A 21,569-nucleotide genomic window follows, 5' to 3' on the forward strand; every position below is an offset into this window, starting at 1 on the left:
TATCGCCGAGATCACCCGGACGAATGCATGTGCGCAGCAGCGTTGGTGTCGACGAGGCTCCTATTAGACCATGGCGTGGCGGCCGGGCAAGGGTGAAGCAGGCAGGCTTTCTTCTTTCATTCCCGCCGTTGCGCAGCGGCGGAAGAGGAGGAAAGGGAATGAGAGATGCGCCGCCGGCGCGGGCCGGCGGCGAACTTTGCTGAGGAGGGAGGCTTACCGGGTCGCTGCCACAGCTTCCAGAATCACCTTGGCCACCTCGGCCGGACGCGATTGCTGCGGCACGTGGCTGGCGGCCAGCTCGGTCGTCTTTGCGTTGATCTGCTTGGCAAAGCTGCGCTCCAGTGCGGGCTGGATCATGCGGTCCTTGGTGCTGACGATGTACCAGCTGGGACGAGTCTTCCAGGCGGCGGTCTCGACCTTGTCGCCGAAGGCCTTCATGGCGATCGGACCTTGGGTTGCGGCCATCACGGCGGCCTGCCTGGCCGGCACGTCCTGGGCGAAATCAGCGGCCAGCGCGGCCGGCGGCAGGCTGGCGAAACCGGCCTTGTCCACCGACAGCTTGGCGATGCCCGGCGGTACCGGCAGGTCCTTGCCGAGGTCGCCCGTGGCCTGGCCGGCGTCCGGTGCGAAGGCCGCGACATAGACCAGGCTGGCGACCTTCTCATGATTGCCGGCCTCGGTGATCACGGTGCCACCCCAGGAGTGGCCGACCAGCACCACCTTGCCCGGCTGGTTGTCGATGGCGCGCTTGGCGGCGGCGACGTCGTCGGCCAGCGAGGTCAGCGGATTCTGCACCGCGGTGACCTTGATGCCCTTGGCTTGCAGCAGCGGGATGACCTTGGCCCAGTCGGAGCCATCGGCAAAGGCACCGTGGACGATCACGACCGACGGCTTGTCCGAGGCATCGGCGGCGATCGCGCTGCTGCCGGTGAAGGCGGCGGCGAGAGCCAGCATGCCGAGAGTGGTCTTGAAGCTGAAGCGGGGGAAAGCGGATTTCATGGTGTTCTCCTGTTCAAAGAGTGCGTGGGCTAGGGTGTGTTGCAGTGAGGCCAGTATAGAAATGCAGCTGCGCTGCCGGTATCGGTCAATTGACCGACCCCGGCCAGCGTGCGGCAAGGCGCTGCGATTGTGGCCGGTTGCCACCGGCCTGCCCATTAACCGAAGAGTTGATTGCGGCCGGTGGATGCTTGCCGCTACAGTGTCGGGATGCTTCCCGACGCTTCCCCCCTTCCCGACGCCGGCACGTCCGCGCTACCCGCCGCCCACCTGGTCGCCGCCGGCACTGCCGTGCAGGTTCTGGCACTGGTCGGCGACCTCAGCATGGGCCAGCCGCCGCACCAGTCCCGCCGGTGCGCTGTCCTGGCCGCCCGCATTGCCGCGCTGGACGGTGCCTCGGCCGACCTGATCCAGCAGGCGCAGCTGGTGGCCTGGCTGCGCTGGTCCGGCTGCACTGCCAATGCGGCGGGCTTTGCCAGCCTGCTGGGTGACGATGTGGGCGGACGCGAGGCCATGCTGCGGCAAGCCTTGCCCGAGGGGCATCCCCTGAACTTTGCGACGGTCGAGCCGCTGGCCCGCATCCACTGTGAAGTGGCGGGCGACGTGGCCGGCATGCTGGGTTTGCCGGGCGGGGTCGAGACCGGACTGCGCCATGTCTGGGAACACTACGATGGCAGCGGCGTGCCGCAGCGGCTGCAGGGCGCGGCCGTGCCCGCCGTGGTCTATTACACCAGCCTGGCAGGGGATCTGGAGATTCATGCACGGTCGCACGATATCCCGTTCGCCCTGGAGGCGGTGCAGCGCAACGGCGGCATCAAGTATCCGGCCGAGCTGGTCAGCCGCGTCCTGCCGCAGGCGGCAGACTGGCTGGCGGCGCTGGACGAGGAGGCCGATGCGGCAGCGATACCGGTGGACCTGCCCATGCACGCCGTTCCCCTGAGCATCGTGGCCGACCTGATCGAACTGAAGCTGCCGTGGTTGACCGGCTACTCCAGGCGCGTCAGCGAACTGGTGCAGCGGGCAGCGGTGCTGGCGGGCCTGCCTGTGGAGCAACAGGAACGGCTGGCACGGGCCGCCTTGATCCATGGCATCGGGCGCGCTTCGGTTTCCAACACGATCTGGGAGCGCGAGGGCCGTCCGGGCCAGGCTGACTGGGAGCGCATTCGCCTCGCACCCTACTGGACCGCCCGTGCCGGCGCGCTCATTCCCGGCCTGCATCATGAGGCCGCGCTGGCCTCGCAACTATATGAACGTCTGGATGGCAGCGGTTATTTCCGGGGGCTGGACGCCGACATGCTGGCATTGCCAGCCCGAATCCTGGCGGCCGCGTCGATCCAGGCCGCGCTGTGCGCCCGCCGTCCCTGGCGCGAGGCGTATGCGCCGCAGGCCGCCGGGGAGGTGCTGCAGGAGCAGGCCCGCCTTGGCCGCGTTGATCCGGAGGCGGTGCGCTGGGTGCTGGCCGCAGCGGCAGGAGAGGGTGTTCCGCTCCCGGTCCGCAAGGGCTTGCTCTCCGAGCGCGAGGTCGAGGTGCTGCGCCGCATCAGCCTGGGCGAGAGCAACAAGGAAGCCGCCCGCACCATGCAGATCAGTCCCTCCACCGTGCGCACCCACGTCGAGAGCATCTTCCGCAAACTGCAGTGCTCCACGCGGGCTGCCGCCACGCTCAAGGGGCTGCACCTGGGCTTGATCTGATCTTGATCCGATGCCGTATTTCTACGGCATCAACGGTCCGACCACTGCACCGGTCTGGTGAGCGGGCTCACTTTTTTGCGGGGCGGCGCTGTGCTGCAACATGCGTCCCTGAAAGCGAGCCCGGTCGTCCGACCTCTCCCGATTTCCTGACAAAATGTCAGCGCCTTGCGTAAACGTTTGCGAGCGCCCCGGAAATTTCCGTAAATCATTGAATTTGCGGGATATTTCTCTGGCGTCGAGGGGCGTTTTTGATTAAATTGAGCGCTGTTTCAAAAACCGGCGCGTTTTTCCGGCTTTTGTGCATGCATTTCTGCAAATTCACTGCGAGATGCATAAATCTGAACAAACGGATAAGAAGGGGAGATCCGTCGGGAGCAAAAAGCGGGCAGGGGACAAAACACGCGCCATGGCGTTTTTGTGCTGCACTGCAAAAAATCGAAGTGGCTGCTTATTTGCCACAACTCGCCGCGAAGTGCCCCAGATAAGCCCTTGATCTGGCTGCAAAAGGTTTGACTTACCGGAAAACGAACCTTTATAATCGCCGGGCTTTTAAGCTGCCGTCTGCTCGTAAAGGGTGCGGCGCATGCACGATATTGGATAGATATGCTGCGCATCATTCTCTTGCAGCTCCTCACCACGGTCATTGCTGCCCTGGTGGCGGGGATGCTGGGCGGACTTCCGGCGCTTTGGTCCGCATTGTTGGGAGGCGTCTGCTGTGTCGTTCCCAATGCCCTGTTTGCACTGCGACTTCATGTCAGTGCGCAGAAACCCGGTGGTACCAACCCGATGACGTTTTTCTTCGGGGAATTTATCAAGATTGCTACGACTTTTGCGCTCATGGGCGCGATCGTTTGGTTGTACCACGGTGTTCACTGGCTCGCATTTTTGCTGAGCTTCATCGTGGTGCTTAAGAGTTATTTCATTTTACTGTTTAGACACCGACCATGACCGTAGAAGCCGCAGAGCACGCGCCGACAGCCTCTGAATATATCGTCCACCACCTCGGACACCTCTCCACGCAGCACCAGACCAAGATCGTCGATTTCTCCATCCTGAACGTGGACACCATCTTCTGGTCCGTGTTCTGTGGCGTCATCGCCTGCTTCTTCATGTTCCTGGCTGCCCGCAAGGCGACCTCGGGCGTGCCGGGCCGCTTCCAGGCCTTCGTCGAGATGGTCGTCGAAATGGTGGAAGACCAGTCCAAGGCCATCGTCCACGGCGACCGTACCTTCATCGCCCCGGTGGCGCTGACCGTGTTCGTCTGGGTGGCCCTGATGAACTCGCTGGACTTCCTGCCGGTGGACCTGGCTTCCGGCATTCTGGGCCTGTTCGGCCTGGGTGAAATGCATCACCGCATCGTCCCCACCGCCGACCTCAACGGCACCCTGGGCATCGCCCTGGGCGTGCTGGCCCTGATGCTGTATTACAGCGTCAAGATCAAGGGCGCAGGCGGCTTCATCCACGAACTGTTTGCAGCACCCTTCGGCATCTGGCTGGCGCCGTTCAACCTGCTGCTGAACATCATCGAATTCGCCGCCAAGACCGTGTCCCTGGGCATGCGACTGTTCGGCAACATGTATGCAGGCGAACTGTTGTTCCTGCTGATCGCATTGCTGGGATCGACCGCGACCGCATTCGGCTTCATCGGCCATGTGATCGCCGGTTCTATCTGGGCAATTTTCCACATCCTGATCGTGTTGCTCCAAGCATTCATCTTCATGATGTTGACACTGGTTTACCTGGGCCAGGCGCACGAAGCGCACTAACACAAGGCTTGCAGTACCTGTTTTTCAGTTTGTTTTTTGGTTTTGTATTTAATTTAACTTTTCTTAAGGAATTGTCATGACTGATGTCTCTTTCGTTGCTCTGGCTTGCGGTTTGATCATTGGCCTGGGTGCTATCGGCGCTTGTATCGGTATCGCGATCATGGGCGGTAAGTACCTCGAAGCATCCGCACGTCAGCCTGAACTGATGAACACCCTGCAAACCAAGATGTTCCTGCTGGCTGGCCTGATCGACGCGGCCTTCCTGATCGGCGTTGGTATCGCCATGCTGTTCGCATTCGCAAATCCGTTCATCGCCAAGTAATTCGCGCTTCATAGCCGATTCTCATCTGCCGGACGATTGGTTCCGGCACTCGTTATTCTGAGAAGGAAATTACCGTGAACTTAAATGCAACATTGATTGCACAGTTCGTGGTCTTCTTCATCCTCGCCGGCTTCACGATGAAATTCGTGTGGCCGCCGTTGATTAAGGCGCTCGATGAACGCGCCAAGAAGATTGCGGACGGGCTGGCAGCCGCTGACCGCGGTAAGGCCGATCTGGCCGCCGCCGAAAAGCGTATCCAGGGCGAACTGGCATCGGCACGTGATGAAGGCCAGAAGCGCATCGGCGAAGCCGAAAAGCGCGCTCAGCTGATCATTGAAGAAGCCAAGAAGACGGCCGCTGAAGAAGCTGCCCGCATCATCGCCGCTGCCCGTGCCGACGCTCAACAGCAAGTGAACCAGGCACGTGAAGAACTGCGCGGCCAGGTCGCAACGCTCGCCGTCAAGGGCGCGGAACAGATCCTCAAGCGCGAAGTGAATGCGGCTGCTCACGCCGACTTGCTGAATCAACTGAAGACAGAGCTGTAATATGGCCGAACTCGCAACGATCGCTCGTCCTTACGCCGAAGCCTTGTTCCGTGTGGCCAAGGCAGGCAGCCTGGCAGCCTGGTCCGATCTCGTCGACGAGATGGCCCAGGTGGCGGCGCATCCCGAGGTGCAGGCCCTGGCGCAGAACCCTTCCGTATCGCATGACAAGCTGGCAGAAGTGTTTGCCGCTGCCCTGAAGACCCCGCTGTCCGTCGAGGCGCAGAATTTCGTCAAGACGCTGGTCGACAACGGCCGCCTGGTCCTGCTGCCGCAGATCGCCGAACAATTCCACGTGCTCAAGAACACGGCGGAAGGTTCGGCTGATGCCAACATCGTGAGCGCCTTTGAGCTCAGCGATGCCCAGGTCAAGGATGTGGTCTCGGCACTGGAGAAGAAGTTCGGCCGCAAGCTGAACCCCTCCGTGACGGTCGACAGCAGTCTGATTGGCGGTGTGCGCGTCGTGGTCGGCGACGAAGTGTTCGATACCTCCGTGCGCGCGAAGCTGCAGCAGCTGCAAGCTGCTCTGGCCGCGTAAGTGCCTCTGGCTGGCTAAGCGAAAGAACAATTTTTAGGAGTTAGTATGCAACTCAACGCATCTGAAATCAGCGAGCTGATCAAGAGCCGGATCCAAGGCCTTGGCGATACCGCTGAGATTCGCAATCAGGGCACGGTCATTTCCGTGTCCGACGGTATCTGCCGTATCCATGGTCTGTCCGACGTGATGCAAGGTGAGATGCTGGAATTCCCGGGCAACACCTTCGGCCTGGCGCTGAACCTGGAGCGTGACTCGGTGGGCGCCGTTATCCTGGGCGAATACGAACACATCTCCGAAGGCGACCTGGTCAAGTGCACCGGCCGCATCCTGGAAGTGCCGATCGGTCCTGAACTGAAGGGCCGTGTGGTCAACGCACTGGGCCAGCCGATCGACGGCAAGGGTCCGATCAACGCCAAGCTGACCGCCCCGATCGAAAAGATCGCTCCGGGCGTGATCGCGCGTCAGTCCGTGTCGCAGCCGATGCAGACCGGCCTGAAGTCGATCGACTCCATGGTGCCTGTCGGCCGTGGCCAGCGCGAGCTGATCATCGGTGACCGCCAGACCGGCAAGACCGCTGTTGCGATCGACGCCATCATCAATCAAAAGGGTCAGAACATGACCTGCATCTACGTTGCGATCGGCCAGAAGGCTTCGTCGGTCAAGAACGTGGTGCGCGCACTGGAAGCCCACGGCGCGATGGAATACACCATCGTCGTGGCAGCAACCGCCTCCGAATCGGCAGCGATGCAATACGTGTCGGCCTACTCGGGTTGCGCCATGGGCGAATACTTCCGCGACCGCGGCCAGGACGCCCTGATCGTGTATGACGATCTGTCCAAGCAAGCCGTGGCTTACCGTCAGGTCTCGCTGCTGCTGCGCCGTCCGCCGGGCCGTGAAGCTTACCCTGGCGACGTGTTCTACCTGCACAGCCGCCTGCTGGAACGTGCTGCCCGCGTGAACGCCGACTACGTCGAGAAGTTCACCAACGGCGAAGTCAAGGGCCAGACCGGTTCCCTGACCGCACTGCCGATCATCGAAACCCAGGCTGGTGACGTTTCCGCCTTCGTTCCGACCAACGTGATCTCGATCACCGACGGCCAGATCTTCCTGGAAACTTCGCTGTTCAACGCCGGTATCCGTCCTGCGATCAACGCCGGTATTTCGGTGTCGCGCGTCGGTGGCGCTGCCCAGACCAAGGTCATCAAGGGCCTGTCCGGCGGTATCCGTACCGACCTGGCACAGTACCGTGAACTGGCTGCCTTCGCGCAGTTCGCTTCCGACCTGGACGAAGCCACCCGCAAGCAGCTGGACCGCGGTGCGCGCGTGACCGAACTGCTGAAGCAGGCTCAGTACACCCCGCAATCGATCTCGATCATGGCTGTCACCCTGTTCGCCGTCAACAAGGGCTACATGGACGACGTCGAAGTGAAGAAGATCCTGGCCTTCGAGTCGGGTCTGCACAACTTCATGAAGACCAGCCACGCTGACCTGCTGAAGAAGATCGAAGACACCAAGCAACTGGATAAGGATGCTGAGGCAGCCCTGGCAGCCGCCATCGCTGACTTCAAGAAATCCGGCGCGTACTAATTCTTACTGAAGCTATAAGGAGTCTTACTCATGGCTACAGGTAAAGAGATACGTGGCAAGATCAAGAGCGTAGAAAATACGAAGAAGATCACCAAGGCGATGGAAATGGTCGCGGCATCCAAAATGCGCAAGGCGCAGGACCGGATGCACGCAGCCCGCCCGTACAGCGACAAGATCCGCAACATTGCGGCCAACCTGTCGCAGGCCAATCCGGAGTACGTGCACCCGTTCATGGTCCAGCAGGATACGGCCAAGCGCGTTGGTTTCATCGTCGTCACGACCGACAAGGGTCTGTGCGGCGGCATGAACACCAACTCGCTGCGTCTGTTGACCAACAAGTTCCGTGAACTGGAAGGCCAGGGCAAGGCCATCGAAACCGTCGCCATTGGCAACAAGGGTTTGGGTTTTCTGAATCGCATCGGCGCCCGTGTGGCCGCCAACGTGACGCAACTGGGTGATACGCCGCACCTGGAAAAGCTGATCGGCCCCGTCAAGGTGCTGCTCGACGCTTACCAGGAAGGCAAGCTGGACGCGGTGTACGTGGTGTACACCAAGTTCATCAACACGATGAAGCAGGAAGCCACCCTGCAGCAGCTGCTGCCGCTGACCAGCGACAAGCTCAAGGCTGACGAGGGTGCGCACTCCTGGGACTACATTTATGAGCCCGATGTGCAATCCGTGGTGGACGAACTGCTGGTGCGTTACGTCGAAGCGCTGATCTATCAAGCCGTCGCCGAGAACATGGCCTCCGAGCAATCGGCACGCATGGTCGCGATGAAGGCCGCCAGCGACAACGCAGGTAGCGTGATCGGTGAGTTGAAGTTGGTCTACAACAAGACTCGCCAGGCCGCCATTACCAAAGAGCTGTCGGAAATCGTCGCCGGTGCGGCTGCGGTCGGCTGATCAGCTGGCGTAGCGTAGCGAAACAGAATTTAAATTTTATCTATTGAAGGAACGAAAATGGCTGATGGCAAAATCGTTCAGTGTATCGGCGCTGTGGTGGACGTGGAGTTTCCGCGCGATGCGATGCCCAAGGTTTACGATGCCTTGAAATTGGAAGGTTCGGATCTGACCCTGGAAGTCCAGCAGCAGCTGGGCGACGGCGTGGTTCGTACCATTGCGCTCGGTTCGTCGGACGGTCTGCGCCGCGGCCTGACCATCTCGAACACCGGCAAGCCGATCACGGTGCCCGTCGGTACCGCGACCCTGGGTCGCATCATGGACGTGCTGGGCAACCCGATCGACGAATGCGGTCCGGTCTCGCACGAGCAAACCGCTTCGATCCACCGCAAGGCCCCTGCGTACGACGAACTGTCGCCCTCGCAAGAGCTGCTGGAAACCGGCATCAAGGTCATTGACCTGGTCTGCCCGTTCGCCAAGGGTGGTAAGGTCGGTCTGTTCGGTGGCGCCGGTGTGGGCAAGACCGTGAACATGATGGAACTGATCAACAACATCGCCAAGGCGCACAGCGGTCTGTCCGTGTTCGCCGGTGTTGGTGAGCGTACCCGTGAAGGTAACGACTTCTACCACGAAATGGCAGAAGCCAAGGTGGTGGACCTGGAAAACCCGACCAACTCCAAGGTCGCCATGGTCTACGGCCAGATGAACGAACCGCCGGGCAACCGTCTGCGCGTGGCGCTGACCGGCCTGACCATTGCGGAAGGTTTCCGTGATGAAGGCAAGGACGTGCTGTTCTTCGTCGACAACATCTACCGTTACACCCTGGCCGGTACCGAAGTGTCCGCGCTGCTGGGCCGTATGCCTTCGGCCGTGGGCTACCAGCCGACGCTGGCCGAAGAAATGGGCCGCCTGCAAGAGCGTATCACCTCGACCAAGACTGGCTCGATCACCTCGATCCAGGCCGTGTACGTCCCTGCGGATGACTTGACCGACCCGTCGCCGGCAACCACCTTCGCCCACTTGGACTCGACCGTCGTTCTGTCGCGTGACATCGCCTCGCTGGGTATCTACCCCGCCGTCGATCCGCTGGATTCGACCTCGCGCCAGCTGGACCCGCAAGTGGTCGGCCAGGAACACTACGAGACCGCCCGTGCGGTCCAGGGTACCCTGCAGCGCTACAAGGAACTGCGCGACATCATCGCGATTCTGGGCATGGACGAACTGGCACCGGAAGACAAGCTGATCGTCGCCCGTGCTCGCAAGATGCAACGTTTCCTGTCGCAGCCCTTCCACGTCGCCGAAGTGTTCACCGGTTCCCCGGGCAAGTACGTTTCGCTGAAGGACACGATCAAGGGCTTCAAGATGATCGCCAGCGGCGAACTGGACCACCTGCCGGAACAAGCGTTCTACATGGTCGGTACCATCGACGAAGCAATCGAAAAGGCCAAGAAGATCAACTAAGACTGGCCATGCCGTCGCAGGCAGCGGGTGCGTAACCCGGGCCGGTGGCGGCAGGTAAGTACACATTGATTCATTGGCGCCGCTCCTGTTCGCAGGAGCGGTCCATCGACTAGGAAACGACATGGCACATACTATTCACGTGGACGTGGTCTCGGCGGAAGAGGAAATCTTCTCCGGCGAGGCAGAATTCGTCGCGTTGCCGGGCGAAGCGGGTGAACTGGGTATCTATCCCCGTCACACCCCGCTGATCACGCGCATCAAGCCAGGTGCTGTCCGTATCAAGGTCGCGGGCCAGGCACACGAGGAATTCGTGTTCGTGGCCGGCGGTCTGCTGGAAGTGCAGCCCGACGCCGTGACCGTGCTGGCCGACACCGCCATCCGTGGTGCCGACCTGGACGAAGCCAAGGCCGCCGAAGCCAAGCGTCTGGCCGAGGAAGCGCTGGTGAACCGTGACTCCAAGATCGACCACGCCGCAGCCCAGGCCGAACTGGCCGCCGCAGTGGCACAGCTGGCCGCGATCCAGAAGTTGCGTCAGAAGCGCTGATCGGCAGCGGCGTTCTTCCTTGCGAAGCACGCCTGGTCCGGTAGCACGGCAGCACAGCAGCACAGTATTACCGCAGGAATGCAGTACGTGAAAAGGCAGCTTCGGCTGCCTTTTTTCATGCGCGCTCGATCCGCTCAGACCGGCCTTCCTTTGGCCGCTCCCCGGACTCGCAGTGATTGCCGAGCTGACCAGCCCTGCCGGTTTCGGGCACTTTGAAACAATCTGCATCAAACCTTCCCCAATGCCGCGTCCACTGGCGCTGCGGCCACTGCCATCCTCGGGTAAAGTGCCCGGATGGTGAAGAAAAGAACCAATTCCTTCCAGCCAGATCATTTAAAGCATTCGCCCCTTTCAAACCAGCCGGACAGGAGCCCTCATGTCGCCAGCTGTACCCGCATCTTCCGCATCCTCTTCCACGGCCAGCCCGCGCCAGCACGGCAAGCCCATCATTGCCGTGGTCGGTCTCTCCAATCGCCCCGAGCGCGCCAGTTTCGACGTCGCGGCCTACATGCGGTCCGCGGGCTATCGCATCGTGGCCGTCAATCCCATGTACGCTGGCCAGACCATCCTCGGCGAACACTGCCACGCCAGCCTGCAGGACGCCAGCGCGGCCTTGGCCAGCGACGGCTTGCGCATCGCCATCGTCGATTGCTTCCGCAAGTCGGCCGACATCCCGCCGGTGGTGGAGGAGGCCATTGCGATCGGCGCCGAATGCGTCTGGATGCAACTCGACATCGTCCACGAAGAAGCGGCGGCGCGCGCCCGTGCCGCCGGGCTGAAGGTAGTCATGGACAAGTGCATCAAGATCGAACACGCCATGGGCCAATCCCACGGCGTGTTGTAAGACGTCACCGGTCCCAACCGGAAATGATTTATAACGAAAAAAGCGAGACAGCATGGCAAAGAAAATCGGCCCGCAATTCATCGTCCATCCCAAGTTCGTCCTGAAGGAAAGTGAAGCCTCCACCAAGCCGCTCTCCAGCGGCGACAAGGAAACCGACCGCGCCACCGTGCAGCGCCTGGCAGCCGAGATCGGCCTGCAGCAGCAGATGCTCTACGCCGGCCACAAGCACAAGGTGCTGGTGATCCTGCAGGGCATGGATACCAGCGGCAAGGATGGCACCGTCAATGACGTCTTTGCGGCCGTCAATCCGCAGGGCATCCGCATCGCCAACTTCAAGGGGCCGACGGCCATCGAACTGGCACACGATTACCTCTGGCGCGTGCATGCGCAGGTACCGGTGGCGGGGGAGATTGCCGTCTTCAATCGCAGCCATTACGAGGATGTGCTCATCACCCGCGTGCACGACTGGATCGACGACAAGGAGTGCAAGCGCCGCTATCGCCAGATCAACGACTTCGAACGCATGCTGTGGGAAACCGGAACGGTGGTGTTGAAATTCTTCCTGCACATTTCCAAGGCCGAGCAGAAATCACGCCTGCAATCGCGCATCGATGATCCCAACAAGCACTGGAAATTCGATCCGCAAGACCTGGCCGAACGCAAGTTCTGGGATGCCTACCAGCAGCGCTACCAGGAGGTGCTGCGCCAGACCAGCACCCTGCATGCGCCCTGGTATGTGGTGCCGGCCGACTCCAAGACCCACCGCAACCTGCTGGTGGCCAATGTGGTCCTGGAGACGCTACAGAAGCTCAAGCTGCGCTTCCCCGACCCCAAGCCCGAACTCAAGGATCTCAAGTTCGACTGAGGCCGGGCGCGAGTCAACCGGCGCTTACTTGATCACTTCAGCCACTTGTCGAAGATGCGCTGGTATTCGCCGGTCGCCTTGGCCAGGTGCAGCCAGGTATCGACATAGGCCTTGAAGGCGACATCGCCGCGCGGCAGCAGGTAAGCCTTCTCGGCGAACTGCAGCGGCTGGTCAGGCTGCACCGGGCACAGTTCCGGATGCAGCTTGGATTGCCACAGGGTCTCGCTGGCATCGGTGACCATGACATCGGCTTTGCCATCGATGATCTGCTGGAAGATGGTGACGTTGTCCGGATGCTGGAGCAGGGTCGCATTCTTGTAGCGGGCCTTGGCAAAGCGCTCGTTGGTGCCGCCCGGGTTGACGATGGCGCGCGTGCCGGGCTGGTCGATCATGTCGAAGTTGCGGAACTTGTCCTTGTCGGCACAGCGGATGATGGGCGCTTTCCCATCCACCATGACAGCCTCGGAGAAGGCCGCCCGGCGGGCGCGATCGAGGGTGATCGAGACGCCGCCCATGGCCACGTCGCACTGGGCAATGAAGTCATTCATCAGGGTGCTCCAGGTGGTCTTGACGAACTGCGCCTCCACGCCCAGCGACTTGGCCAGCGCCTGGCCGAGCTCCACGTCCATGCCTTCGAAGGTCTGGTCGGGGCGATAGTAGGTGAAGGGCTTGTAGTCGCCGGTCATGCAGATGCGCAGCTTGCCGGCCTTGATGACCTGGTCCAGGCGTGAGGCAGGGATGGCGTCGTCGGCACGGGCCGCCGACAGCGTCAGGCAAAGCGACAGGGTGGCCAGGCCTGCGAGCAGGGCGGTGCGGATGATGGACTTCATGGAAGCTCCTCGTGGATGATGATGGACAGGGACGTTGGCATTGAATTCGGTCCGCTTCTTGTTCATTGGAAGGACCGGCTGGCGACAGCCATCGGATCATAGCAAAACCGCGCGCCACGACCTGCATCAATATCAGCGCACGCTGATAGCGACAATTAGCCGGAAGCCATGCGCGGAGGATGAGATAATGCCGGATTGTCGTCAGACCGCATTGCAGGCCGACCATGTCCTCCTCTTCTTCCATGTCCACCTTCGCTCCGCTCAAAAACGATACCTTCCTGCGTGCGCTGCTGCGCCAGCCCACCGACTACACGCCGCTGTGGCTGATGCGCCAGGCGGGCCGCTACCTGCCGGAATACCGCGCCACGCGCGCCCGTGCCGGCTCCTTCATGGGCCTGGCCACCAATCCCGACTACGCCACTGAAGTCACCCTGCAGCCGCTGGAACGCTATCCGCTGGACGCCGCCATTCTCTTCTCGGACATCCTCACCGTGCCGGACGCCATGGGCCTGGGCCTGTATTTCGCTGATGGCGAAGGTCCCAAGTTCGAGCGCCCCTTGCGCGACGAGGCGGCCATTCAAGCCCTGCAGGCCCCCGACCTGGGCAAGCTGGACTACGTTTTCAAGGCCGTCACCCAGATCCGCCGCGAGCTCGATGGCCGCGTGCCCCTGATCGGCTTCTCCGGCAGCCCCTGGACCTTGGCCTGCTACATGGTCGAAGGCGGTGGCTCGGATGATTTCCGCCTGGTCAAGAGCCTGCTCTATCGCCGCCCGGACCTGATGCATCACATCCTCAAGACCAATGCCGATGCCGTGGCCGCCTACCTGAACGCGCAGATCGCCGCCGGTGCGCAGGCCGTGATGATCTTCGACACCTGGGGCGGCGCGCTGGCCGATGGCATCTACCAGCAATTCTCGCTGGCCTACATGCAGCAGGTGGTCAGCCAGCTGCAGCGCCAGCAGGATGGCCAGCAGATCCCGGTGATCGTCTTCACCAAGGGCGGTGGCCTGTGGCTGGAGCAGATCGCCGCCATCGGCGCCGATGCCGTGGGCCTGGACTGGACCGTCAACCTGGGCGAAGCCCGCCGTCGCGTGGGCGACAAGGTGGCGCTGCAGGGCAACCTCGACCCCAACGTGCTCTTTGCCGGTGACGACGCCATCCGCACCGAAGTGCGCAAGCTGCTGGAGTCCTTCGGACGCCCCGGCGCCGGTAGCGGGCATGTCTTCAACCTGGGCCACGGCATCTCCCAGCACACCCCGCCGGAAGCGGTGGCGACCCTCGCGCAGGCCGTGCACGAGATCAGCCGCTCGCTGCGCGGTTGAACGTGCGCGTATCTGTCGTTATCTTTTCGTATTTGTGCAGTTTGCCAAGTCCATATGCACATTCGTGCCACTGGCGAGGGACTTATGCACATACAGGCAGAATTTTTGACTGAGAATCAAATTTATTTGAATATGAAGGATTGCGCAGAGGGCTCCTGTGTAACCCGTTGATTTTATTGGGTTTAATTTTTTGGCTTGCAGAGGCATTTTTGCTGAAAGATGCACTGGCCGTGGCTTGCGAGCTTGTCAATAGGCAGTTGCCCACAAAGTTATCCACAGACGCTGTGTATAAGACCCAAAAGCGTTTACAAAACCGCCGCTTATCGAAATCTTTGAAGGTTTACTTTAAGTTTGTAGGACAGTGAGATAACGGCCTGCCATCCAAAGCCGACAAAATTCTGTCGGTCAGGACTTGACAAATGCTGGGCGCATTGTCCCTTGGTGCAGACTTATGCACACAGGAAGCACCAGCGCCATGCGCAAAGCTTCCATGCAAAAATATTTTTCGTGCTTGAAGCCTCGGATGCAAGTCATTGATTTCATTGGCTTAATTTTTTGCCCTCGATTTGGGCAATGCATCGCAAGCCGCAGCCAGCCTGCGCGGGGCGATGTCAAGTGGCACTTGTCCCCAAAGTTATCCACAGCGTATGTGGATAGGTCCAAAAATGACGATGAAACCGGGGCTTAGCCCGGTTTTTCAGGATTGACTTTAAGTTCGTGGAACAACGCCTGCTCCAGGTGGCGCTCGATACGCCCCTGCATACCGTCTTCGATTACCGCTGGCAGCCGGCCACGCCGGAGGAGCCCATGCCGGCCATCGGCCAGCTGGTGGTGGTGCCGTTCGGCCGCCGCGAAGCCGTGGGTGTGGTCGTTGGCCATGCGGACCAGACCGACTTGCAGGCCGACAAGATCAAGGACGTCATTGCCGTGCGCCACCAGTTGCCGCCGATGTCGGCGCACTGGCTGGCGCTGTGCGGCTTCGCGGCCGACTACTACCAGCGCCCGCTGGGCGAGGTGATGCTGCCGGGGCTGCCCAAGAACCTGCGCGCCCTGACCACCGTAGCGCTGGACAAGGCGCTCAAGGCCCTGGGCCGTCTGGTCGCGCCCAAGAAGACCAAGGCGCGCCGCAAGACCCGCGCCGAGGCTGAAGCGATCACCGCCGAAGCAGCAGAACCCGGCCTGCAGGCTGCACCCGATCCGCTCGAGCTGGGTGAGGCACCGTCCCTGAACCCGGCCCAGCAGCAGGCCGTGGACGCCATCGCCGGTGCCACGGGATTCGCGCCGTTGCTGCTGTACGGCGTCACCGGCAGCGGCAAGACCGAGGTCTACCTGCAAGCCGCTGCCGCCATCCTGCGCCGTGCGGCAGATGAGGCGGCACAGGGCAACAAGGAAGCGCCCACCGGCACGGCCGACCCTGGCCAGCCCGCGCCGGCCCCCGCGCAGATCCTGGTGCTGGTGCCCGAAATCAACCTGACCCCGCAACTGGAAGGCAACATCCGCGCACGCTTCCCGCACCTGAACGTGGTGGCGCTGCACAGCGGACTGGCCGAGGGCGAGCGCGCCCGCAACTGGCTGGCCGCGCACCTGGGCCAGGCCCACATCGTGCTGGGCACGCGGCTGGCGATCCTGTCTTCGCTGCCGTCACTGAAGCTCATCGTCATCGACGAGGAACACGATCCCTCCTACAAGCAGCAGGAAGGCCTGCGCTATTCCGCGCGCGACCTGGCGGTGTGGCGCGCGCACCAGCTCGGCATTCCCGTGGTGCTGGGCTCGGCCACGCCCTCGCTGGAAACCTGGCATCACGCCCAGGCCGGCCGCTACCGCCGCCTGGAACTGCGCCAGCGCGCAGCCCAGCAGGCGGTGCTGCCCACCGTCAAGGTGATCGACATGGAGCGCGACAAGCCCGTCGATGGCCTCACCGCCGGCCTGATCGCCGCCGTGCGCAAGCGCCTGGAGCAGGGCGAGCAGTCGCTGCTGTTCCTGAACCGCCGCGGCTATGCGCCGGTGCTGGCCTGCGATGCCTGCGGCTGGATCAGCAACTGCATGCGCTGCGATGCCTTCATGGTGGTGCACCGGCCCGAGCGCCGACTGCGCTGCCACCATTGCAGCCTGGAACTGGCCATCCCGCGTGCCTGCCCGACCTGCGGCAACGTCGACCTGCAGCCCTTGGGGCGCGGCACCCAGCGGGTGGAGGAGGGATTGGGGGCGATTTTCCCCGGCGCGCGCGTGCTGCGCATCGATGCCGATTCGACCCGCCTGAAGGGTTCGGCCCAGAGCGCCTTCGACAGCGTGCACCGGGGCGAGGTGGATATCCTGGTCGGCACCCAGATGGTGGCCAAGGGACACGACTTCAAAAAACTCACGCTGGTGGGCGTGCTCAATCCCGATACGGCGCTGTTCTCGCACGACTACCGCGCCAGCGAACGGCTCTTTGCCCAGTTGATGCAGGTGGCTGGCCGCGCCGGACGGGCCGGGCTGTCCGCGGATGGCAGCTCGGGCGAGGTGCTCATCCAGACCCGCTATCCGCATCACCCGCTGTATCAGGCCGTGATGCGCCACGATTACGACGGCTTTGCCGGCGACCTGCTGGACGAGCGCCGCCAGGCTCATTTCCCGCCCTTCATGTACCAGGCCCTGCTGCGCGCCGAGGCGCGCGAGCTGGATACGGCCATGGCTTTCCTGAAGGAGGCCGCCGCCCTGTTGGACGCCCCCGCCATCACCATCAACGAACCGATCCCCATGACCATGATGCGGGTGGCCAACGTGGAGCGGGCGCAGTTGCTCATCGAATGTCCATCACGCCCGGCGCTGCAAGGCTTCCTCAAGCACTGGCTGGCCGAGTTGCGGCAACTGAAGACGCGGGTGCGCTGGTCGCTTGAGGTCGATCCGGTCGATATATGAAGGCAGCCCGGCCGCAGGCGGGTCCCCGGCGCATCGTGAAATGCCGGGTGAAGTTTGTTGCAAAATTGACCTAAGCGCGTCCAAGCGCCGGCAAGCGAGGCTGCGTGCTTTGTTGTGATTGCGCCATCTTTATGGAACAGAGAGCTTGCCTGTGTGCAAGCTGCTTGCTCGGGCAGCCAACATGGTGCGCCTAGCCGGTATAATCTCGGCTGCTCAACCAATTGCAAGCGATCCCTCCGCGCGGCGCAGCCTGCCAGACCAGCGCCTCGGCCGCTTCCGCTTTACCCCTCATTCCCATGCTCGCACAACAGAAACAACGCATCTCCGACCTGTTCTCGTCCGCCTTGCAGCCGCTGCTGGCTGATAGCGGCCTGACCCCGACCATCACGCTGGAGCGTCCGCGCGATGCCTCGCACGGCGACATCGCCTGCAACATCGCCATGCAGCTGGCCAAGCCGCTCAAGAAGAACCCGCGCGAACTGGCGCAAGCCATCGTGGCCGCCGTCATGGCCGACCCGGCGCGTGAAGGCCTGGTGGAGTCGGTCGAGATCGCCGGCCCCGGCTTCATCAACCTGCGCGTGGCGGCTGCCGCCAAGCAGGCGGTGGTCAAGGTGATCCACGAACAGGGCGAGGCCTTCGGCCGTGGCAGCCTGGGCGCTGGCAAGAAGGTGCTGGTCGAGTTCGTCTCGGCCAACCCCACCGGTCCGCTGCACGTGGGCCATGGCCGCCAGGGCGCGCTGGGTGATGCGCTGTCCTCGCTGCTGGAAGCCCAGGGCTATGACGTGCTGCGCGAGTTCTACTACAACGATGCCGGCGTGCAGATCGCCACGCTGGCCACCTCGGTGCAGGCGCGTGCGCGCGGCTTCAAGCCGGGTGACGCCGAATGGCCCGAGTCGGCCTACAACGGCGACTACATCGCCGACATCGCCCGCGACTTCCTCGACAAGAAAACCGTCTCGGCCAGCGATGGCGAACCCGTCACCGGCAGCGGCGATGTGGAAGACATCGAATCGATCCGCCGCTTCGCCGTGGCCTACCTGCGCCACGAGCAGGACCTGGACCTGCAGGCCTTCGGCGTGAAGTTCGACAATTACTACCTGGAGTCTTCGCTCTACGCCGACGGCAAGGTGGCCGCCGCCGTGGAGGCGCTCATTGCCGCCGGCAAGACCTACGAGCAGGATGGCGCGCTCTGGCTGCGCACCACCGACTATGGCGACGACAAGGATCGCGTCATGAAGAAGACCGACGGCACCTACACCTACTTCGTGCCGGACGTGGCCTATCACATCAACAAGTGGCAACGCGGCTACGGCAAGGTCATCAACATCCAGGGCAGCGACCACCACGGCACCATCGCCCGCGTGCGCGCCGGCCTGCAGGCCGCCGGCGTGGGTATCCCGCAGGGCTATCCCGACTACGTGCTGCACAAGATGGTCACCGTCATGCGCAATGGCGAAGAGGTCAAGATCTCCAAGCGCGCCGGTTCCTACGTCACCCTGCGCGACCTGATCGAATGGTCGGCCGGCGAAGCGGTCGAGGGCCAGGAACGTGATCTCACGCGCGGCCGCGATGCGGTGCGCTTCTTCCTGATCTCGCGCAAGGCCGATACCGAGTTCGTCTTCGACGTCGACCTGGCCCTGGCGCAGTCCGATGAAAACCCGGTCTACTACGTCCAGTACGCGCATGCCCGCATCTGCACCGTGCTGGGCAAGTCGGGCGTGGATGAAGAAGCGCTCAAGACCACAGCCGACCTGTCGCTGCTGACCGCCCCGCGCGAAGCGTCGCTCTTGGCCAAGCTGGCCGAGTATCCGGACATGCTGGCCCATGCCCTGCAGGAACTGGGACCGCACCAGGTCGCCTTCTACCTGCGCGATCTGGCAGGCGAACTGCATAGCTACTACAATGCGGAACGCGTGCTGGTCGACGATGTCCCAACCAGGTCTGCACGCCTGGCGCTGTTGTCCGCCACCCGCCAGGTGCTGCGCAACGGCCTGGCATTGTTGGGCGTATCGGCTCCGGCCAGAATGTAAAACAAGCAGCTAAAGAGAAACGTGAAACCGTTGAACGCGAAATATCACAAGCAGGCTGGCGGTACGCTGCTCGGCCTGATCCTGGGTTTGATCGTCGGCCTTGGGATCGCCGTGGGTGTGGCACTGATGATCACCAAGTCGCCCATCCCCTTCGTCAACAAGGTGACGCGCCCCGAGCGCGCCGACCCGACACCGGCCCAGGCGGCCGATCCCAACCGTCCGCTCTACGGCAACCGCGACATCGCCCGCGAAGCAGCGCGCGACCAGCAGCAGTCGCAGACGCCGGTGCCGCCCAATACGGCCGCCGCGCAACCGGTGCCGCCAGTGGCCCCGGCGCCGCAGCCCACCCCGGCACCGTCCAAGCCGGAGACCAAGACGGCTGACGCCAAGCCCTCGGCCACCACGCCTGCGACCCCGGCCGCCAAGAACGACACCAACGACGACAAGTGGACTTACTTCCTGCAGACCGGTGCCTTCCGCGACCAGGCCGATGCCGAAAGTGCCCGCGCCAAGCTGGCCCTGCTGGGCTTCGAGGCCAAGGTCACCGAGCGCACGGCAGACAGTGGCGTGCTTTACCGCGTGCGCATCGGTCCCTTCGAGCATGCGGAGTCGATGAACCGCACGCGCAGCAAGCTGTCCGATAACGGGGTCGATGCCGCCATCGTGCGCATCCCCAAATAAACAGATCGCACCGTGGATGCCGGCGGCAGGGGATAACCGACCGGCACGACGGGCGTGGAATGGCCAGCGGCCGTTCCCACCGACTATCCATCAGAGAGGGTAATACCATGCGTTTCCATCAAAAGCTGCTGGCTGCGGTCAGCTTCGGCGTACTGGCTTTCACCGCCAGCGTTGGCGCTTCGGCCTCGCCGGCCAATCCGCAAGTGGGCAGCGACTACCGTGTGCTGGAGCAGGCCCAGCCGACCGATTCCGGCAACAAGGTCGAAGTCACCGAGTTCTTCTGGTTCGACTGTCCGCACTGCGCGGCCTGGGATCCGTCGCTGACGGCCTGGGTCAAGAAGCAGGGCGACAAGATCAGCTTCAAGAAGGTGCCGGTGGCCTTCCGCGACAGCTTCGTGCCGCAGCAGAAGCTCTACTACACGCTGGAAGCCATGGGCAAGGCCGATGAACTGACCCCCAAGATCTTCCAGGCCATCCACGTGGAAAACCAGCGCATCAACACCGACAAGACCATCCTGGCCTACATCGAGAAGATCGGCCTGGACAAGCAGAAATTCCTCGACCTGTACAATTCCTTTGGCGTGCAGACCAAGGCCCGCCGCGCGGCCCAGCTGCAGGAAGCCTACAAGGTCGACGGCGTGCCCATGATCGCCATCGATGGCCGTTATGTGACCTCGCCGGCCGTGGTCGGCGTGGCCCTTGCCAACCAGCCGGAATCGATGCAGCAAGCCGCCGCCCTGCAGGTGATGGATCACCTGGTGGCCAAGGTGGCTGCTGAAAAGGCCGCTGGCAGCACCCCCGCGAAAAAGAAATAAGCTTCACCCGTTCCACACGGTCCGCGTCCGCAAGGCCGCGGACCGTTGTCATTTGGGCAGCAGAAATTACCTAAACCTTCAACTCACCTCAGGAGCAGGCATGGCCAACCCTCTCGTCGTTGCAGCCCAGGAACGCGTGTTCCTGACCGGCGCCTCCAGCGGTATCGGCATGGCCCTGGCGCAAGCCTACGCCCGCCGTGGCGCCATCCTCGGCCTGGTCGCGCGCCGCACGGCCGAGCTGGAAGCCTTGCGCGCCAGCCTGCCGCATCCGGAGCGGCACCGCGTCTATGCCCTCGACGTGACCGACCATGCGGCCCTGGCCGCCGCCGCCGAAGCCTTCCTGGCCGAGTTCGGCGGGGCAGACGTGGTCATTGCCAACGCCGGCATCTCGCAAGGCACGCTGACCGAATATCAGGAAGACCTGCCGGCCTTCGAACGCATCCTGGCCGTCAACGTCACGGCCACCTTTGCCACCTTCACGCCCTTCGTGGCCCGCATGAAGGCCGCGCCGCCCGCGCAGCGCAATCGCTGCCGCCTGGTCGGCATCGGCAGCGTGGCCGGCATTCGCGGCTTGCCGGGGGCGGGGGCCTACAGCGCTTCCAAGTCGGCCGTCATCAGCTATTGCGAATCGCTGCGGGTGGAGCTGCGCTCTTCCGGCATCAAGGTCGTGACCATTGCGCCGGGCTACATCGATACCCCGATGACCCGCGTGAACACCTATCCGATGCCTTTCCTGATGCCCGTGGAGCGCTTTGCCGAGCGTGCCGTCGAGAGCATCGCCGAGGGCGTGAGCTATCGCGTCATCCCGTGGCAGATGGGAGTGGTGGCCAAGCTGCTGCGGCTGCTGCCGAACTGGCTGTACGATATCGCCTTCGCCCGCGCGCCCCACAAGAAACGCAATCTGTAAATCTGGCGGCTGCGGCCGCCCCTGGA

General features: G+C 62.7%; 21 protein-coding genes. 18 read left to right on the forward strand and 3 right to left on the reverse strand.

Annotation, left to right across the window (positions count from 1 at the left end; translation table 11 throughout):
* Nucleotides 1-213: 213 nt before the first annotated feature.
* Nucleotides 214-999 carry an alpha/beta hydrolase gene (locus JOD78_RS23610; protein ID WP_121040752.1) on the reverse strand — a complete coding sequence of 262 codons (786 nt, stop codon included), beginning with the start codon at nucleotides 997-999 and terminating at the stop codon, nucleotides 214-216.
* A 207-nt stretch (nucleotides 1,000-1,206) separates the two neighbouring features.
* Between JOD78_RS23610 and JOD78_RS23615 the strand changes: the two genes are divergently transcribed.
* A complete protein-coding gene (locus tag JOD78_RS23615) occupies nucleotides 1,207-2,688 on the forward strand; it encodes an HD domain-containing phosphohydrolase (RefSeq protein ID WP_209570058.1) in 1,482 nt (493 codons plus the stop codon).
* A 269-nt stretch (nucleotides 2,689-2,957) separates the two neighbouring features.
* Here JOD78_RS23615 and JOD78_RS23620 read toward each other — a convergent pair whose 3' ends face one another.
* On the reverse strand, nucleotides 2,958-3,305 hold the full coding sequence (locus JOD78_RS23620; RefSeq protein ID WP_204726947.1) for a hypothetical protein: 348 nt from the start codon (nucleotides 3,303-3,305) through the stop codon (nucleotides 2,958-2,960).
* Here JOD78_RS23620 and JOD78_RS23625 point away from each other — a divergent pair.
* From JOD78_RS23625 to JOD78_RS23675, 11 genes are all read left to right on the forward strand, one after another.
* Complete coding sequence (locus tag JOD78_RS23625) at nucleotides 3,292-3,636, forward strand: ATP synthase subunit I (RefSeq protein ID WP_039783514.1); 345 nt, start codon at nucleotides 3,292-3,294, stop codon at nucleotides 3,634-3,636. The two genes, JOD78_RS23620 and JOD78_RS23625, sit on opposite strands and share 14 nt — an antisense overlap.
* On the forward strand, nucleotides 3,633-4,454 hold the full coding sequence (gene atpB, locus JOD78_RS23630) for a F0F1 ATP synthase subunit A (protein WP_039783516.1): 822 nt from the start codon (nucleotides 3,633-3,635) through the stop codon (nucleotides 4,452-4,454). The genes JOD78_RS23625 and atpB overlap by 4 nt, the downstream gene beginning before the upstream one ends.
* A 76-nt stretch (nucleotides 4,455-4,530) precedes the next feature.
* Entirely contained in the window at nucleotides 4,531-4,776 is a 246-nt protein-coding gene (gene atpE / locus JOD78_RS23635) for a F0F1 ATP synthase subunit C (protein WP_006461334.1), read from the forward strand.
* 74 nt (nucleotides 4,777-4,850) lie between these two features.
* Nucleotides 4,851-5,321 carry a F0F1 ATP synthase subunit B gene (locus JOD78_RS23640; RefSeq protein WP_034330984.1) on the forward strand — a complete coding sequence of 157 codons (471 nt, stop codon included), beginning with the start codon at nucleotides 4,851-4,853 and terminating at the stop codon, nucleotides 5,319-5,321.
* A 1-nt stretch (nucleotide 5,322) separates the two neighbouring features.
* Complete coding sequence (locus JOD78_RS23645) at nucleotides 5,323-5,856, forward strand: F0F1 ATP synthase subunit delta (protein ID WP_034330982.1); 534 nt, start codon at nucleotides 5,323-5,325, stop codon at nucleotides 5,854-5,856.
* A gap of 45 nt (nucleotides 5,857-5,901) precedes the next feature.
* Nucleotides 5,902-7,443, forward strand: coding sequence for a F0F1 ATP synthase subunit alpha (atpA, locus tag JOD78_RS23650; protein ID WP_034330981.1), 1,542 nt, complete (start codon nucleotides 5,902-5,904; stop codon nucleotides 7,441-7,443).
* A 30-nt stretch (nucleotides 7,444-7,473) separates the two neighbouring features.
* Nucleotides 7,474-8,346 carry a F0F1 ATP synthase subunit gamma gene (gene atpG / locus JOD78_RS23655; protein WP_209570060.1) on the forward strand — a complete coding sequence of 291 codons (873 nt, stop codon included), beginning with the start codon at nucleotides 7,474-7,476 and terminating at the stop codon, nucleotides 8,344-8,346.
* Nucleotides 8,347-8,403: 57 nt separating this feature from the next.
* Complete coding sequence (gene atpD, locus JOD78_RS23660) at nucleotides 8,404-9,804, forward strand: F0F1 ATP synthase subunit beta (protein ID WP_008332979.1); 1,401 nt, start codon at nucleotides 8,404-8,406, stop codon at nucleotides 9,802-9,804.
* A 121-nt stretch (nucleotides 9,805-9,925) separates the two neighbouring features.
* Entirely contained in the window at nucleotides 9,926-10,348 is a 423-nt protein-coding gene (locus JOD78_RS23665) for a F0F1 ATP synthase subunit epsilon (protein ID WP_008332978.1), read from the forward strand.
* Between the two features lie 376 nt (nucleotides 10,349-10,724).
* Nucleotides 10,725-11,192, forward strand: coding sequence for a CoA-binding protein (locus JOD78_RS23670; RefSeq protein ID WP_209570062.1), 468 nt, complete (start codon nucleotides 10,725-10,727; stop codon nucleotides 11,190-11,192).
* A gap of 52 nt (nucleotides 11,193-11,244) precedes the next feature.
* Nucleotides 11,245-12,057, forward strand: coding sequence for a polyphosphate kinase 2 family protein (locus tag JOD78_RS23675; RefSeq protein ID WP_034330975.1), 813 nt, complete (start codon nucleotides 11,245-11,247; stop codon nucleotides 12,055-12,057).
* A 32-nt stretch (nucleotides 12,058-12,089) separates the two neighbouring features.
* Here JOD78_RS23675 and JOD78_RS23680 read toward each other — a convergent pair whose 3' ends face one another.
* On the reverse strand, nucleotides 12,090-12,887 hold the full coding sequence (locus tag JOD78_RS23680; RefSeq protein ID WP_209570064.1) for a transporter substrate-binding domain-containing protein: 798 nt from the start codon (nucleotides 12,885-12,887) through the stop codon (nucleotides 12,090-12,092).
* A gap of 242 nt (nucleotides 12,888-13,129) precedes the next feature.
* Here JOD78_RS23680 and hemE point away from each other — a divergent pair, with 242 nt between their 5' ends.
* The 6 genes from hemE (at nucleotide 13,130) to JOD78_RS23710 (ending at nucleotide 21,543) form a co-directional block, all read left to right on the forward strand.
* Nucleotides 13,130-14,209, forward strand: coding sequence for a uroporphyrinogen decarboxylase (gene hemE / locus JOD78_RS23685; protein ID WP_199725059.1), 1,080 nt, complete (start codon nucleotides 13,130-13,132; stop codon nucleotides 14,207-14,209).
* Nucleotides 14,210-14,926: 717 nt separating this feature from the next.
* A complete protein-coding gene (locus JOD78_RS23690; protein ID WP_209570066.1) occupies nucleotides 14,927-17,110 on the forward strand; it encodes a primosomal protein N' in 2,184 nt (727 codons plus the stop codon).
* 296 nt (nucleotides 17,111-17,406) lie between these two features.
* On the forward strand, nucleotides 17,407-19,140 hold the full coding sequence (gene argS / locus JOD78_RS23695; RefSeq protein ID WP_209570067.1) for an arginine--tRNA ligase: 1,734 nt from the start codon (nucleotides 17,407-17,409) through the stop codon (nucleotides 19,138-19,140).
* 21 nt (nucleotides 19,141-19,161) lie between these two features.
* On the forward strand, nucleotides 19,162-19,821 hold the full coding sequence (locus JOD78_RS23700; protein ID WP_134137041.1) for an SPOR domain-containing protein: 660 nt from the start codon (nucleotides 19,162-19,164) through the stop codon (nucleotides 19,819-19,821).
* Between the two features lie 107 nt (nucleotides 19,822-19,928).
* Nucleotides 19,929-20,636 (forward strand): thiol:disulfide interchange protein DsbA/DsbL, encoded by a 708-nt coding sequence (locus JOD78_RS23705; protein WP_121040732.1) that lies wholly within the window; start codon nucleotides 19,929-19,931, stop codon nucleotides 20,634-20,636.
* Nucleotides 20,637-20,736: 100 nt separating this feature from the next.
* The gene (locus JOD78_RS23710; RefSeq protein ID WP_121040730.1) at nucleotides 20,737-21,543 is read left to right on the forward strand and encodes an SDR family oxidoreductase; all 807 of its coding nucleotides are present in this window, start codon (nucleotides 20,737-20,739) and stop codon (nucleotides 21,541-21,543) included.
* Nucleotides 21,544-21,569 lie beyond the last annotated feature (26 nt).

It is taken from the genome of Herbaspirillum sp. 1130 (genome assembly GCF_017833835.1).
Classification (GTDB): domain Bacteria; phylum Pseudomonadota; class Gammaproteobacteria; order Burkholderiales; family Burkholderiaceae_D; genus Herbaspirillum; species Herbaspirillum huttiense.